This window comes from Rhodospirillales bacterium, from assembly GCA_023898805.1.
GTDB lineage: Bacteria > Pseudomonadota > Alphaproteobacteria > Micavibrionales > UBA1664 > UBA6145.
Genome location: CP060260.1, coordinates 461,907 through 477,141, shown reverse-complemented (window position 1 = coordinate 477,141; position 15,235 = coordinate 461,907). Strand labels below are relative to the sequence as shown.

19 protein-coding genes are annotated in these 15,235 nt (G+C 59.6%); 14 read left to right on the top strand and 5 right to left on the bottom strand.

Going from position 1 to position 15,235, the window contains the following annotated elements:
• Positions 1–7: 7 nt before the first annotated feature.
• From H6866_02390 to fliE, 3 genes are read left to right on the top strand one after another with little or no spacing between them, the layout of a single operon-like run.
• On the top strand, positions 8–463 hold the full coding sequence (locus tag H6866_02390) for a flagellar basal body rod protein FlgB (GenBank protein USO08088.1): 456 nt from the start codon (positions 8–10) through the stop codon (positions 461–463).
• Positions 464–486: 23 nt separating this feature from the next.
• A complete protein-coding gene (flgC, locus tag H6866_02385) occupies positions 487–900 on the top strand; it encodes a flagellar basal body rod protein FlgC (GenBank protein USO08087.1) in 414 nt (137 codons plus the stop codon).
• 38 nt (positions 901–938) lie between these two features.
• Entirely contained in the window at positions 939–1,253 is a 315-nt protein-coding gene (fliE, locus tag H6866_02380) for a flagellar hook-basal body complex protein FliE (protein USO08086.1), read from the top strand.
• A 7-nt stretch (positions 1,254–1,260) separates the two neighbouring features.
• Here the strand turns inward: fliE and H6866_02375 are convergent, their stop codons facing one another.
• On the bottom strand, positions 1,261–2,061 hold the full coding sequence (locus H6866_02375; protein USO08085.1) for a hypothetical protein: 801 nt from the start codon (positions 2,059–2,061) through the stop codon (positions 1,261–1,263).
• 100 nt (positions 2,062–2,161) lie between these two features.
• Between H6866_02375 and fliQ the strand changes: the two genes are divergently transcribed.
• A complete protein-coding gene (gene fliQ, locus H6866_02370) occupies positions 2,162–2,434 on the top strand; it encodes a flagellar biosynthesis protein FliQ (GenBank protein ID USO08084.1) in 273 nt (90 codons plus the stop codon).
• A 6-nt stretch (positions 2,435–2,440) separates the two neighbouring features.
• Here the strand turns inward: fliQ and H6866_02365 are convergent, their stop codons facing one another.
• Positions 2,441–3,232 carry a hypothetical protein gene (locus H6866_02365; GenBank protein ID USO08083.1) on the bottom strand — a complete coding sequence of 264 codons (792 nt, stop codon included), beginning with the start codon at positions 3,230–3,232 and terminating at the stop codon, positions 2,441–2,443.
• A 44-nt stretch (positions 3,233–3,276) separates the two neighbouring features.
• Positions 3,277–4,101: a hypothetical protein gene (locus H6866_02360; GenBank protein USO08082.1), complete on the bottom strand. Its 825-nt coding sequence runs from the start codon at positions 4,099–4,101 to the stop codon at positions 3,277–3,279.
• A gap of 89 nt (positions 4,102–4,190) precedes the next feature.
• Here H6866_02360 and fliR point away from each other — a divergent pair, with 89 nt between their 5' ends.
• From fliR to H6866_02310, 10 genes are all read left to right on the top strand, one after another.
• Entirely contained in the window at positions 4,191–4,985 is a 795-nt protein-coding gene (gene fliR, locus H6866_02355; GenBank protein USO08081.1) for a flagellar biosynthetic protein FliR, read from the top strand.
• A gap of 114 nt (positions 4,986–5,099) precedes the next feature.
• The gene (flhB, locus tag H6866_02350; GenBank protein USO08080.1) at positions 5,100–6,170 is read left to right on the top strand and encodes a flagellar biosynthesis protein FlhB; all 1,071 of its coding nucleotides are present in this window, start codon (positions 5,100–5,102) and stop codon (positions 6,168–6,170) included.
• Positions 6,171–6,247: 77 nt separating this feature from the next.
• Positions 6,248–8,740 (top strand): PAS domain S-box protein, encoded by a 2,493-nt coding sequence (locus H6866_02345; protein ID USO08559.1) that lies wholly within the window; start codon positions 6,248–6,250, stop codon positions 8,738–8,740.
• A gap of 123 nt (positions 8,741–8,863) precedes the next feature.
• A complete protein-coding gene (locus H6866_02340) occupies positions 8,864–9,064 on the top strand; it encodes a hypothetical protein (GenBank protein USO08079.1) in 201 nt (66 codons plus the stop codon).
• Positions 9,065–9,179: 115 nt separating this feature from the next.
• Positions 9,180–10,058, top strand: a complete 879-nt coding sequence (pdxS, locus tag H6866_02335; protein ID USO08078.1) for a pyridoxal 5'-phosphate synthase lyase subunit PdxS — start codon at positions 9,180–9,182, stop codon at positions 10,056–10,058.
• Positions 10,058–10,621, top strand: a complete 564-nt coding sequence (locus H6866_02330) for a histidine phosphatase family protein (protein ID USO08077.1) — start codon at positions 10,058–10,060, stop codon at positions 10,619–10,621. Before pdxS ends, H6866_02330 begins: the two co-directional genes overlap by 1 nt.
• Positions 10,622–10,676: 55 nt before the next feature.
• The gene (gene pdxT / locus H6866_02325) at positions 10,677–11,264 is read left to right on the top strand and encodes a pyridoxal 5'-phosphate synthase glutaminase subunit PdxT (protein USO08076.1); all 588 of its coding nucleotides are present in this window, start codon (positions 10,677–10,679) and stop codon (positions 11,262–11,264) included.
• A 44-nt stretch (positions 11,265–11,308) separates the two neighbouring features.
• A complete protein-coding gene (locus H6866_02320; GenBank protein ID USO08075.1) occupies positions 11,309–11,824 on the top strand; it encodes a CBS domain-containing protein in 516 nt (171 codons plus the stop codon).
• A 28-nt stretch (positions 11,825–11,852) separates the two neighbouring features.
• Positions 11,853–13,184: an ArsB/NhaD family transporter gene (locus tag H6866_02315; GenBank protein USO08074.1), complete on the top strand. Its 1,332-nt coding sequence runs from the start codon at positions 11,853–11,855 to the stop codon at positions 13,182–13,184.
• Between the two features lie 43 nt (positions 13,185–13,227).
• Positions 13,228–14,136, top strand: coding sequence for a hypothetical protein (locus H6866_02310; GenBank protein USO08073.1), 909 nt, complete (start codon positions 13,228–13,230; stop codon positions 14,134–14,136).
• Here the strand turns inward: H6866_02310 and H6866_02305 are convergent.
• Positions 14,125–14,775 (bottom strand): hypothetical protein, encoded by a 651-nt coding sequence (locus tag H6866_02305; GenBank protein ID USO08072.1) that lies wholly within the window; start codon positions 14,773–14,775, stop codon positions 14,125–14,127. The two genes, H6866_02310 and H6866_02305, sit on opposite strands and share 12 nt — an antisense overlap.
• A gap of 35 nt (positions 14,776–14,810) precedes the next feature.
• The gene (locus tag H6866_02300) at positions 14,811–15,119 is read right to left on the bottom strand and encodes a hypothetical protein (protein USO08071.1); all 309 of its coding nucleotides are present in this window, start codon (positions 15,117–15,119) and stop codon (positions 14,811–14,813) included.
• Positions 15,120–15,235: the final 116 nt, after the last annotated feature.

Here is a 15,235-nt window from a genome sequence, read left to right as displayed (position 1 = left end):
AAACAAAATGCTCAGCGATATCGGCCTGTTCAAAGGCATTATGACGAAGATGGGCTGGCTTGACCAGAACCAGCGCATCATCACGCAAAACGTCGCCAACGCGGATACGCCGGGTTACCGGCCCTATACGCTTAAGGACATGGATTTCAAATCCGTGCTCGGCGCATCCATCGGTCCGGCCAACGGCGCCGGCGACATGGCGGGCGGCGCGCCCGCGCAGGTTCGGCCGGTATCGCTGGCGGTTACCGATCCCGCGCATCTAAGCGCGATGCAGGGCGGTGGCGCGGAAAGCGGAACCAAGCAAAAATCGGTTTACGAAGCCAGCCCGGACGGCAACGCCGTCGTGCTTGAGGAACAATTGTTCAAGGCCAACCAGAACAGCATCAACTACCAGATCGCCACCGATCTGTACCGCCGCAACGTGGGGATGATCCGCTTGGTGCTGCAAAGCGGCACGCGGTAACGACAGGAAAAGGGGACTAGACCATGGAAATCATGAACGCCATCGGCATCGCGGCTTCAGGCATGCGCGCACAGGGCGACCGGCTGCGCGTCATTTCGGAAAACATCGCCAATGCCGACACAACCGCGACGGTGCCGGGCGGCGATCCGTATCGGCGCAAAAGCATCAGTTTCAAAAACGTGATGGATAAGTCGATGGGCGTGAACGTGGTTCAGGATGCGGGCATCACGCAGGACATGAAAACGCCGTTTCGCAGCAAATTCATGCCGGAAAGCCCGGTCGCGGATTCAAACGGGTATATCAAGCTTCCGAACATCAATCCGTTGACCGAGATCATGGACATGCGCGAGGCGCAGCGTTCCTATGAAGCCAATCTGGGCATGATCGACATCGCGCGTGGCATGATGGGCCGTACGCTGGATCTGTTACACGGCTAAAAAGATGCTATATACTCAAGAGGACAGGGAGGTGTTTCATGGTCGATAAAGTCAATCCGCAGGCGATCGGGGCCTATCTGAACACCGCCAAGATCGCGGACAAGGCGCTGGGCAGCGACGATGCCGGCGCGGGCGGTTTTTCCTTCGGCAATCTGGTCCGTTCGGCCGTCGATCAGGTGGTCAGCACCCAGAAAAAGTCGGAGGCCGTGTCCTCGCAAGCCGTTCTGGGCAAGGCGGATTTGACCGATGTGGTGCAGGCGGTGACCGAGGCCGAGATGACGTTGCAGACCGTGATGGCAGTGCGCGACCGGCTGATCGGCGCGTATCAGGACATCATGCGGATGCCGATCTGATCTTTGGTCAGTTGAGCGGCGGTTTTGGGTGCGCCGGGGCTTGCCCCGGCGTTTTTTGTGTCAGCGCGGGCAGGGCATTCAGCGCAAGGCCGGTCAGAGTCGCGGTCGTGTCGATGTCGTGCTTAAGCGCTTGAAGCGCCTTTATATGCCTGTCCCCGCCCAGCGATTCTGGATCGACGGATTGGCGCAGGATGACAACGGCAATATGCAGCGGGATGGATATGGCATAGGCGCCGGCGGCGTCCAGATAGGCAGAGGCCACGTTTTCCCTGAGGAAGCCGCTCATCGCGATGCCTGTTTCGGGGCGCTTGCGCAGCAGGCGGGCATAATGATCCGTCGCAATTTCGTTCTGGCGCGGCCATTCCTTGGTAAGCCAGTTTTTCTGGTCGTCGTCGCATTCATATTGTTCCTGCACCAGCAGCGCGGTCATGGCGCTTAAGCGGCTTGTCGCGCGGGCTATATCGTCGTCGATGCCATGTATGCGGAAACAGGCCAGTTTTTTTTGTGCCTCGTAAAAACCGACAAGATTGACTTCTTTTCTCGCCGCGTCGTCCAATTTTGTGAACGCGCGCAGCAAAAGCCGGTCGCGCCAGTCTTCGTAAATGCGTTCACGCGCGGCTTCACCGGCCAGCATCTGAACGACCACGTTCGCGCCGAAGGCCCGTTCGGGCAGGGTGTCGTACAGGCTCAACGTCACCTGATCCGCGCGAGGGGCAAGATGGCGCAAGGCCGCGCGTCCTTCACGCAGGCGATTCATCAGGTCGCCGTAATATTCTTGCAGCGCGGGCAGGGTTGTGTCGTCGGCCATCGAGGATGGTTTATCATAATTATGAAAATAAAACAAATTTTGCGGCGTGGCTTGCCGCGCGGCATGGACGCGGGCGCGTGGATGCGCGTATCATAGGGCCATGGATCAGGGCATTATCTTGGACCTCGCCCAGCAGGCGATATGGGTCACTTTGAAAATATCCACGCCGGTCATGATGATCGGGCTGTTCGTCGGCGTGGCCATCGGTCTGTTGCAGGCGCTGACGCAGATTCAGGAAATGACATTGAGCTTCGTGCCCAAGATTTTGGCCATTTTTCTGGCGCTTTTCGCGCTTTTTCCGTTCATGGGGTCAGAGCTTGCGACATTCACCCGCAGCATCGCAGACCAGATGATCGGGATGCCGCTTAACTGATGTTTTTCAGGGTTTGATGCCGGGCGGCAGGTGGCGCATGGCGGTGTCGCGATAGGTTTCCCGTTCGCTCAGATTGTGCAGATTCTGTTGCATTACCCTGATAATGTCCGCGCGCGGCGGGGTGTCGATGAAGCCCGTGGCGGCGTGTGATTTTACCATTTCAGGGCTGGAATAGATGGTTCCGAAATAACCGACGTCCTGTTCCAGTCCGCGCAGGTGTATCGCAATGGCGATGTCATAGGCCTGAATGACGGCTTGCGAAAGTTTTTGCAACTGCGCCGACTGGATCTTCGCGCTGCGCCCCGGGGGCGGTGTGTCGGCGGGGGGCATTTGCGCCAGATCGTTGAACCGTAGGACCAGACTTTCGATTTCCGTTGCCGCCGCTTCCGGATCCTCCAGCGCGCGTATCGTGTTTTGAAACGTTACAATGGTGGCGTCCTGCTGGAGCCTCGCGCGTTTCTGCGCGCTGGCAAATTCCCTTTCCATGTCTTCGCCTGCATCGGCGGGCAGGGCGAGTTGCAGGTCGTTTTCCATGAAGGTTTTTTTGCGCGCCAGCGCTTCCATCAGGTCGATGTTGGCCTGCAAAACCAAGGTCATGTCCTGCGTATACCCTGTCACATAATGGGCATCGAACGGGTCGTGCATGTCGCCATGTTTCGCCGCGCCAATGGCGGCGGTGGTAAAGGCGGCGGTCAGGGTTTGCAGCGCGGGAGTTTCATGGCCGGCGATAAAATCATGGGCCGCCGCGAGAATCGTCAGGCGGTCGGCATTCGGCGATATGTCTTTGGGCGCAGCCATGCCTGCAGTATAGGTTTTTGTTATGTAAAAAACAAGTTTTGAACCTAATTCATGTACAGCGTCGTGCCGGGCAAGTGGCGCATCACGGTCGTGCGGTAATTGTCGATGATATCCAGAAAACTCAGTTGGGTTGCAAACTGGTCGGCGCATGTCGCGCGGGGCGGAATGTCAAGAAGGCCGGCGATCCGGCTTCGTTTTCTGCCGCGTCCGTTCAGGACGGAACCGTAATATCCCAGATCCTGTTCGCTTTCGCGTTGCGATTCGGCCATCAGTCTGGCGTAAGTTTCGGCCAACGCACGGGACATGCCGGATAGCCGGGTATATTGCAACTCATATGTCTCCGGCGGCGGCTCTTGTTGTTCCGGGCCTTTTTCGGCAAGTTTTTGAAACCGGCCGGAAAGCATGGTCAGTGATCTTTGAATAGGCATCGGGTCTTCAAACAGCCCGATGGCATGCTGCAGAACATCCCGTGCACCGACGGCGAAGGCCTGGCTGCATTTATGCATGGCGGATATTTCTTGTTGCAGATCCGCGTGCGTAGCCTCATCGATTTTCAGATGGAACGCGTGATCCATGAAAACCTTTTTTTGCAGCAGTCCTTCATACGCATCGAGGCAGATTTCAAACATCTTAAGCCGCGTGGCCATGTAAACCTGAATGTAATACCCATCCAGCGGATGATAAAGCGCGCCTTCGGGCATGTCTTCCTGTGCGGCGCGGGTGAAAGCCGCCGTAATGCCGGAAAGGGCGGGGCCGGGGCGCGCGGTACGGAATTCCTCAAGCGCGGCCAAAAGCGTTGCGCGAGAGGCGGGCGGCGAGGCGGTTTCGTCCTCGGGGGTGGCTTCAGGCATAAGATCGTCGGAAAACATGCGGGCAGATTAAGGGCTCGCATTACGAAAAACAAGTTTCATGGTGTTTTCCCTGCCCGCGAAGCGGCAAAACCCTGTACCATGCGGGCATGGAATCCGTTTTGCAGAATTTTGCCGTCGCGCAGGTTTATACCTTCATGCTGGTGTTCTGCCGCATCGGCACGGCGATGATGATCATGCCGGGCGTCGGCGATGGGTTCGTGCCCGAACGCATACGCCTGTTTTTCGCGCTGGCCTTCGCTGCCGTATGCACGCCGATCGTGGCCGGGCAGTTGCCGGAGTTCACCAGTGCCGGACCCGCCTTCCTGACTCTGCTTGCGGGCGAGGTGATGATGGGTCTGTTCATCGGCGGTATCGCGCGAATCTTCATGGCGGCTTTGGATACGGCGGGGATGCTGGCGTCGATGCATATCGGGCTGGCCAACGCCCAGATCTTCAATCCGGCCTTCGCAACGCAAGGGTCGGTGATGGGGGCGTTTTTGTCGATCACCGGCGCGCTGCTTTTGTTTGCGACCAATCTGCACCATCTTTTGTTCGGGGCGCTGATTGATTCCTATCGCACTTTCCCGCCGGGGCTGATGGGCATTGCGTTCGCGGGCGACATGGCCGACGCGATCACCACCGCCGTGGGCAACGCCTTTGCCGTCGGTTTCCATTTCGCGATGCCGTTCATGATCGTGACCACCATGGTCTATGTGGCGATGGGCATCCTGACCCGCATGATGCCGCAGTTGCAGATTTTCGCGGTGGCAATGCCGTTGCAGATCATGGTCGGGTTTCTGGTCTTCGTATTGGTGGCCAGCGCCGGGTTCCTGTACTGGATGGGCGCCTATTCCGACGCGGTGCGGACTTTCCTGCTGCCTTCCGATGCCGGAGGAATTTAATGTCTGAAGGCGACGAACAGGACGACATGTCTTTTATGCCTTTCAGGCCGCGCGCGAAAGCGCGGGCGCACGCTTGTGCGCCTTTTGCGCGTCGTCCCGCATCGGGGGGCATAAATGTCTGAAGGCGACGAACAGGACGACTCGCAACGCACCGAGGACCCAACGCCCAAAAAGCTGGAAGAGGCGAGGAAACGCGGGCAAGTCCCGATGAGCAAGGAGGTCAATACCTGGTTTCTGATGCTGATCGGCACCATTGTCATCGTTGCGATGGGGCCGGGCATGATGCGGGATCTGACCGTCATCATGCGCGATTTCCTTGACCATTTCGGCGAGTTGCCCGGCCTGACCGGGCTTGGCAAGATATTGTGGCGCCTGTTCAGCGAGGTTCTGGGCATCCTGTTCCCGCCGATGGCGATTCTGGTCATCGCCGCCGCCGCCGCGCCTTTCGCGCAGGTCGGCCCGCTTTATTCCATCGAAAGCATCAAGCCCAAGCTGGACAAGCTGTCGCCCGTGGCCGGGTTCGATCGCCTGTTTTCCAAACGTTCGCTGTTCGAATTCATCAAAGGATTGATCAAGGTCGCGATCATCGGCTTTGTGTCCTACAAGGTATTGCAGCCGTATTTCGTGCATCTGGATCAGATCGTCGTGATGCCGGTGCCGGAGCTGTTGAAAGAAATGCTGGCCATTTTCAGCCGGCTGATGACAGCGATTTTGACCGTGCTTTTACTGTTGGCGGGCGGCGACCTGGTGTTCCAGCGCTATACCCATATGCAGCAGATGCGCATGAGCCGGCAGGAAATCAAGGACGAATACAAGCAGACCGAGGGCGATCCGCACATTAAATCCAAGCTGCGGCAGTTGCGCATGGAAAAATCGCGCAAGCGGATGATGCAAAACGTGCCCGATTCCACGGTGGTCGTTACCAACCCGACCCACTTCGCCGTCGCCTTGAAATACGATCCGGAAGCCATGGACGCGCCGATCTGCGTGGCCAAGGGGCAAGATCTGGTCGCGCTGCGCATCCGCCAGATCGCCGAGGAAAACGACGTCGTCATCGTCGAAAACCCGCCGCTGGCGCGGACGCTGTTCAAGGCGATCGAAATCGACGAGGCGATCCCGCCCGAGCATTATAAAGCCGTGGCCGAAGTCATATCCTACGTGTTCCGTTTAAAGAAAAAGCTGTAAACTCACTCCTCAAGATGAGCGAATCTGATCCGATTTTGAACCCGATAGACCCGCTGACGCATTCCTCGGAAGGGGTGATGCGGCCGGACCGCGCGCGCGCGGTTGCGCCGCCGCGGGTCGTGGGCACCCGGCAACAAGGGTCGGATTACTGGATCGCTTTCGCCGTGGCCTTCGTGTTGCTGGCCGTCGTTCTGACGCTGTGGCATCTGGGACTGATCGATGGGAAAAAACACCATGTCATCGCAACGACGCTGGCGTTGATGGCAGCGGGGATAGCCGCCGCCGCCGCCGGCATCGTGAGTTCGCGCCAGTCGTACCGGGAACGCAGCATCCTGCGCGAAATATTTCACGGCAATCTGCGCACCGGGCGGATCATCACGGATATCGGGCGCAACACCATCCTGCACAACGACACCTATCGGCAGTTGGTGGGCGAATTCCTGGGCGTCGAACCGGATCACTGCCCGGGGTTGCGTTGCATCAGGCAGATACTCGCGCCGGTGCCGGAAAGTGTCGAACGGTTCGATCTGATGGTCGATCTGGCCTATCGCGGCAACGGCGAAAAGATCGAGGTCGTGACCTTGGTGCACGACTATCCCCGCTGGCTGCGGATCGAGGCCCAGCCGGTGCCCGGATGGGTGGGGACCGTCAACTGGCGGATCGAGGACATCACCGCGCAGCACGAGCTGGACGCGCAAATCAGGACCGAGCGGGAAAAGCTCATCGATTTCACCGACAACGCGCCGGTCGGGTTTTTCTCGGCCGGAGAGGACGGGCGGTTCCTGTTCGTCAACGCGACGCTGGCGCGGTGGCTGGGCACGGATATCGATACGCTGCTTAATACCGGGCGGTTGCAGCATTATCTGGTCGATCCCCCCGCCGGGGCCAGATCCTATGACGTGACAGCCAACGGTGGGGCGCGGCAGGTCGCCGAGCTGCGTATGAAGGGGCCGGGGGGCAAGGCGTTCCTGGCCGCCGTCAACCAGGTGGTGGTGACCGAGGCGGACGGCAAGGTGCGTACCCGCGCGGTTGTCCACGACCTGACGGCAGAGCGCGAGATGCGGCAGGCGCTCAAGGATTCCGAGGACCGCTTCCAGCGCTTTTTCGACGAGGCGCCGCTGGGCATCGCGCTGGTCGACAGCCACGGCGTGCTTTCGGACTGCAATAAAGCGCTTTCGGCCATGCTGGGCATGGGGGTCGAGTCGATCGAGGGGCGGAACTTCGAATCCGTGATTGCCGAAAAAGACCGCGAAAAGCTGACCACCGCGATGGCCGCGATCGAGGAAGGGCGCAGCATGGGCGCGCCGCTGGAAGTCACGCTTAAAGGCCAGGACAAAGATGTTGTCGTCCAGATGCACGCGCGGCGCTTTCGCGGGCGCAACATCGTCGTCCACTTCATCAACCTGACCGAGCAGAAGCAGCTTGAGGCGCAGTTCACCCAGTCGCAGAAGATGCAGGCGGTTGGCCAGCTTGCGGGCGGTGTCGCGCACGATTTCAACAACCTGCTGACCGCAATGATCGGTTTTTGCGACCTGCTTTTGCTGCGCCACAAGCCGGGCGACCCGTCGTTCAACGACATCATGCAGATCAAGCAAAACGCCAACCGCGCCGCGAATCTCGTGCGGCAATTGCTTGCGTTCTCGCGCCAACAGACGATGCAGCCAAAAGTGCTGGACGTTACCGACACACTGACCGAGCTGTCGCACCTGATGCGGCGGTTGATCGGCGTGATGATCGAGCTTGAAATCATACATGGCCCGGATACCGGCCTTGTCAAAGTTGACGAGGGGCAGCTTGAACAGGTGCTGATCAATCTGGTGGTCAATGCGCGCGATGCGATGAACGGGCAGGGCCGCTTGACCATTAAAACGCAGCATGTAGTCACGGATGCGCCGCAGCAGCGCGGGGCGGACACCATGCCGGCGGGCGAATGGGTGTGCATTTCCGTGATCGATACCGGGTGCGGCATCCCACGCGAAAACGTCGCGCGGATTTTCGAGCCGTTCTTTACCACCAAGCCTGTCGGGTCCGGCACCGGGCTTGGGCTTTCGACTGTTTACGGCATCGTGCGCCAGACCGGCGGGTATGTGCATGTCGATTCCGTGGTGGGGCAGGGGACGACGTTCTCGATCTATCTGCCGCGGATGGCGCAGGCCGCGGCAGCCAGTGCCGCCAGCGCGAAGGTGGAGGATAAAACTGCCGACCTGACCGGCACGGCGACCATCCTTTTGGTCGAGGACGAGGACGCGGTGCGTGCGTTTTCGTCGCGCGCGCTGGCCAATAAAGGGTACAGCGTGCTTGATGCGCCGGGGGGCGAAAGCGCGCTTGAGGTGGTCAAGGGCCATGGCCGCGCGCCGGATCTGGTGATTACCGACGTCATCATGCCGGAAATGGACGGCCCGACGCTGGTGGGCAAATTGCGGGCGCAATATCCGGACGTGCCGGTGATTTTCGTATCCGGCTATACGGAAGACAAGTTCAAGGGCCAGTTCGGCGAAAACACCCACTTCCTGCCCAAGCCGTTCACGTTGCAGCAGCTTGCGGCCAAGGTGAAGGACGTGCTGGCCTGATTGTATTTTCGTAATGTTTTTAATCTGGCCCATTTGCCCGCCGCGATTTGACCTTTGTTAAATTCATGAGCCGGAATAACGGTGTAGAGTTGTCACCGGCAAAGACTGTTCGGGAGGAGAAATATGTCGAAGCTTGCAGTGATCGTCTGGTGCGTTGCCGCGCCGACCCTGATGGGGATTTTCGTGCTTACTGTGCTGGTGGTGCCTTCGCTGGCGGCCAAGGAAAACATGATGATCCTGCCTGCCGCGATCGCGGGGGCCGTGGTTGCCGCGCCGATCAGCTATTACATTGCCCGCCATATCCGGGCGCTGACATCCTCGTAAAACGAGGGACCGGATATAAGGCGCGCCATCTTCGGGGTGTCGCCTTTTACTTGATTTCCGCCATCATTGGGTGCAATGGATAGCGCGGAAATCAAAGGAAAAAGGGTGTCGGCCCATGGCGAATGTCATCAATCTGAAAACCGGTCTTGCGGAAATGCTCAAGGGCGGGGTGATCATGGATGTGGTCACGCCCGATCAGGCCAAGGTGGCGGAGGAGGCCGGGGCGGTCGCGGTCATGGCGTTGGAGCGCGTGCCGTCCGATATTCGCGCCGCAGGCGGCGTCGCCCGCATGTCGCCGCCCGAGCTGGTGGCGCAGATCATGGACTCGGTTTCCATCCCCGTCATGGCGAAATGCCGCATCGGGCATTTCGCCGAGGCGCAGGTGCTGGAGGCCATCGGTGTCGATTATATCGATGAATCCGAGGTGCTGACTCCGGCGGACGACGAATATCACATCGACAAGCATGCTTTTAAGGTGCCGTTTGTGTGCGGTGCCAAAAATCTGGGCGAGGCGCTGCGCCGCATCGGCGAGGGTGCGGCCTTGATGCGCACAAAAGGTGAGCCGGGCACCGGCAACATCGTCGAGGCGGTACGGCATTTGCGCGCGATGAATCAGGCGATGCGCAAAATCACCACGCTGGACGATGCGGAATTGATGAGCGAAGCCAAAAACCTCGGCGCGCCTTACGAGTTGGTGAAGATGGTCAAGGAAACCGGCAAGCTGCCGGTGCCGAATTTCGCGGCGGGCGGAATCGCCACCCCTGCGGATGCGGCCTTGTGCATGCAGCTTGGCGCGGAAACGGTGTTCGTGGGATCGGGCATTTTCAAAAGCGAAAAGCCGGCCAAATTTGCAAAAGCCATCGTTACCGCGACCGCGCATTTCAACGACCCGAAAATGGTGCTTGAGGCTTCCAAGGGGCTGGGCGTTGCCATGACCGGCATCGAGATTTCAAAAATCGACGAACCGATGCGCATGGCCAATCGGGGGTGGTAATGCCCCCGCGCAAGAATTTTCTGATGATGCGCCATGGTGAAAGCGTGGCGAACGCGCAGGGCTACGTCGCGGGCAGTTTTGATACGCCACTCACGGATCTGGGGCGTCAGCAGGCCGCCCAGGCCGAGGCCACGGTCTATGCCATGCGCGACGCAATCGATTACATCGTGCACAGCGCGCTGAGCCGATCGCGGGAGACGGCGGCGATCGTGAACAGGCGGCTTGGCCTTCCCGCTTTCGAGGTCCCGGGCCTTGGAGAGCAGGATTTCGGAGACTGGCGGGGCACGGACTATAGCGCCATGCGGCAAAAAATGGCGGACGGTATGGAGCCGCCCTCCGGTGAAACGCGGGCCGATTTTTACCGCCGCGCGGAGCTGGCTGTGATGGACGCGCTGCAGGCCGCTGCCGGGACGCCGCTGATCGTGTCGCATGGCGGGATTTTCGATGCGCTGCGCGCGCACAGGGCCGATGACAGGCTGAATGTTAATAACTGCGCGCTCTATATGTTCCGCTGGGGCGGGGATGAGGGACGCCCGGAATGGTTAATGGGAGAGTTGCCTTGATCCTATTTCCGGCGGCCGATGCTGATAACCGCGCGATGCGGACAGGGGGCCTGTGATGGGTGCGTCACCCACCATCGGCGTGCTGGCCCTGCAAGGCGCGGTTGAACTGCATGCGTCGCATATCGAGGCGGCAGGCGGGTTGTACCGCGCAGTCAAAACGGCCGACGAGATTGCGGCGGCGGATGCCTATATCCTGCCGGGGGGCGAGAGCACGACGATGCTCAAGCTGATCGACCGGTTTGGGCTGTGGGACGCGCTGGCCGAAAATTTTGCGGCCAAGCCCGTGTGGGGCATTTGCGCCGGCGCGATCCTGATCGCCGAAACCGTATGGGTGGACGGGACGAAAACGCAGCGGCAAAAATCCTTCGGCCTGTTGCCTTTTTCGGTGGTGCGCAACGGGTATGGCCGCCAGCTGGACAGCCATGTCGCGGAAATCGACGGATACCCGGTTTCGTTCATCCGCGCGCCGGTGTTTGAGGACGTGTCAGAAACGGCGCGGGTGCGGGCGATCCATCGCGGGCAGCCGGTATGGGTCGAATACGGGGCGCATATGGCTACCGCGTTCCACCCGGAACTTACGCTGGATTTTCCGTCGCCGATGCATGTGCATTTTATTAAATCCATTGCGCGCGAGGCTGCCTGAGGGCAGGATGGCCGCCGATGGAAACCGATTGAGGGAGAGACCGGATGCCGTGCAGTGCCGCGCTTATCAAGGCGCCCGTATGTGTAAAAGAGGATGTCACCGTCAAGGACGCGATGGCGTTGATGTCCGGCCATGGGTTGCGCACCCTGCCGGTGATGGACGGCCATGGCCGGTTCGTAGGCATGTTTGGGCTGAATGTCCTGCTTGATAACCTGTTGCCCGTGTCGGTGCGGATGCAGGATGGGCTGGAGCGGCTGGATTTTCTGGAGGGTGCGTCGCCCGGTGTTGCAAAGCGGCTTTTGAAGCTGGAGAAAAAGCGTGTGTCCGAGCTGATGATCTCCGTTGCCGACTTGCCGACCATCCATGCCGAAACCGCGATCTGGGAAGGCATCCGCATGATGGTGGTGCATGGCAGCCCGCTGGCCGCCGTCGACCCGCAGACGGGCCTGTTCCAGGGATTGCTGAGCGAGCAGTCGGTGATCGCCAATCTGGAGCACGTCATCGAGGAAATGGAAAAAACACCCGATGTGTATTTTCACAAAAACAAAAATAACGGCTGAAAGCCGGTTCAAGAGGATGTGTCAATAAATGGAACAAGCAACGCCGATTTTTGAAAGCGGCTGGATGGTGGTTGTGTCGCTGTCCATTCTGGGTCTGGTCTATGCCGCGCTGATCCTCGACAAGCTCAATCAGGCGATCGCCGCGCTTTGCGGGGCGGCGCTGATGATCCTGTCGGGCGTCGTGCATCAGGAGCGCGCCTTCGCGGGCATCGACCTCAACACCATTTTCCTTCTGATCGGGATGATGATCGTGGTCGGCCTGACCAAGCATTCTGGGCTGTTCCAGTTCGTCGCGATCCGCGCGGCGCAGATGGTGCGCGGCAGCCCGCGCGCGCTTTTGATGGTCCTTGGCCTTTTGACCGCCGTGTTTTCGGCGTTTCTGGACAATGTCACGGTGGTGATGCTGATCGTGCCGATCAGTCTTTTGCTGGCGGAACAGCTGAAGCAGGACGCCTATCCCTTCTTGTTCAGCCAGATATTCTTTTCCAATGTCGGCGGGACCGCGACGCTGATCGGCGATCCGCCCAACATCCTGATCGGGTCGTCGGTGGGGTTGAGCTTCATGGATTTCCTGGTCAATCTCGGGCCACCGGTCGTGCTGGTCAGCGCGTTTCTGGTGCTGGTCTTCGACCTGATCTGGGGACGAAAGATGAAAACGTCGATGCGCGCGCGTTATCACGTGCTGCGTTACAATCCAGCGGCGGCGATCACGGACCCGGTGATGGTGCGGCAATCGCTGTTCGTCATCGCGCTGGTGGTGGCGGGATTTATTTTCGGCCGCCAGCTTGAAATCGAAACGGGTTCGGTCGCGCTGGCGGGCGCGGCGCTGCTTTTGTTCCTGCATTGCGTGCGCAAGCCGGCGGAAGAACAGACCAAGCGCGTGCACAAGGCGCTGCATGAGGTGGAGTGGGAATCGATCCTGTTTTTCGTGGGATTGTTCATCATCGTCGCCGGCGTGCGCGAGGCCGGGGTGCTCGACTGGCTGGCCGAACGCATCATCGCGCTGACCCATGGCAGTTTGCCGGTCGCGGGCGGTTTGATCTTCTGGACATCGACCGCGTTTTCCGCGTTCATCAACAACATTCCCTATGTCGCGACACTGATCCCGGTGGTCAAGGGCATGGCGGCCGATATGGGCGGTGAGGCCGCGATCCGTCCGTTGTGGTGGATGCTGGCGATGGGGGCGTGTCTGGCCGGGAACGGCACGCTGGTGGGGTCGAGCGCCAATGTCATCGTCGCCGGATTCGCCGCGCGCGCAGGACAGCCGATCGGGTTTTTCCGCTTCATGCGTCTGGCGTTGCCGTTGATGCTGGCGACCGTGGTCATCGCTTATGGCTGTGCCTGGCTGCGGTATTTTTAGGGAAATTTTGACGGGCAGGCCGGTATTCCGGTAAGACCGGTGAATGTCGATTCCCGACCAAAGCGGATTTCAGCCGGTCTTTACGCTTGGCGCAGATGCGCGGGGCAGGCTTTTGTACCCCACGCACCGGGTCGGGCCGCAGCGATTCTGGGCATCACGCAAAACACGGGCGCGGCGGTATAACGGACAGACGGCGTTCCGTCGCGCGCCGGATGCACAAGATCAGGTTATTGACTGGATCGCGGCGCGGATCGCGCAGGCACCGCCGCAGGCCAAAATCCGCCTGCTTGTGGTGGCCGGTTCGATCGGGTGCGAAGCCTATACCTATGCGATGTTGGCGGAAAATGCGGGGTTGTTTGCCGGGGAGCGTCTGAAAATCGAGTCGGTCGATATTTCCGACGCCTTCACCCGTTACGCGCGCAGGGCGGAATACCCGGTCGAGGCGCTGCGCGGGCTGGAGCCGCAGCTTACCCAACATTTTACGGTTGCGGCGAGCGGGGTTGCACGGGTCAACGCGGATATCCGCGATCGCGTACGCATTCTGCCGCATTGCAGTCTGGCCCGGTTTCAGCCCGGGACGGCTTATGACGTGGTGGTCGCGTCCAATCTGCTTAAGCACATTCACAATAATTTGATGGCCTACAAGCCGCGCTATGAACACGCGCGGCAAAGCCGGCAGGCGGCGGCCATCGGGCAATTATGCGCGCTGACGTCCAATCTTCTGTTCGTTGACATGATCGAGGAAACACCGTTTGCCAGCCATTTTAAGAAGGCTCCGTTCAATCCGTTCGCGGAAGCCGGGATGGTGTATCTGGATGCCGACCTTAAACCGTGCGGCGGCACCGGCGCCTACCCTACGACGGGGCTGGAGGCATCGGCCTGCATTGAACACCGTGACTATGTGCATGCTTTACAAAAATACGCGGCGTGCCCGGCTGTCCTAGGCGTATAGGGGGCGTGGGACGGCAGTCTGCCTTTGCACCGCATCAGGCGCATTTTTGAGGATTCTCGCCATATAACCCGGGGTGTTGAACAGGAATCTGAGTGGCACATCAACGCCGCACGCTTTCATCATCATCCGGGTATAGGTGGCGCAATTCCACATCGTCAGGCTATAGGCCTGAGTTTTTCCCGTTGCTGCGTAATCCGTTATTTTTTTCAACTGACCTTGCGTGATCGGTATGTCGAAAGATTTGTCCGGTTTGACCACCGGTGCATCCCCCTTGGTCACGCGGCCGATGGTGGGCCAGGCGGCCACGGCGTAGCTGTTGGCAAGATAGATCGCGATGGCCGACGTGGCCATGTCCGCTCCGGTGGCGGCCGATGCCAGCGCGGCGGTTGCCGCGTATGCCGTTACTGCGGCCAGCGGCAATGCGCGGGCCGCCGCCCTGAAGGTAAGGCTGCACCCGGATTTCTTGCCGACGCTGCTGCTGGCGGCGCCGAAATCGTAAAAGGTTTCTTTTCCATCGGCGTCTTTTGTTGAAAAGCCGACATGTCCAAAGCCGCTGGACGTGTTGACGTGGATCGACAACACGCAGTCTTTATCGGCGCTTTCACCGATTTGGGCGCCGGGGGCGGATGGTTCCCTCATGTCCGCACCCTAACACGACGACTCCTTCGCTTTGGTTAAATTTTCAGAAGATCCAGCGGAAAGGCGCGGATGTCGTTGGCGGCGCCGGGTACGCGTTCGCACGGGGTTTCGATGGCGCGCAGGATGCGGGCGGTCATGACGTCGCCCATGGCTACACCGATGCGGCGATAATGCATGCGCATCGTGCGCAGTACTTCCTTAAGTGCGCCATCCTCGGTCGTGGCCACGGCCATATAGGCCCCACCGCCCGCGCGGGCGATGTATTTTTCCTGCAACGCAGGGGTGTTGCGGCCATCGCCGCGCAGCCGGATTCGATCGATTCGCAGTTCAAACTTGGCGGGCATTGCAGGCTCCTTTGTTTGTTCTTGTTACGTTCCTAACAATCCACAAGCTAATCTGGTTCCATATCCAGTTCAAGAAAAATTGTTCTTTTTTTGTTCTTGACCGGTGTTCTTTTTTT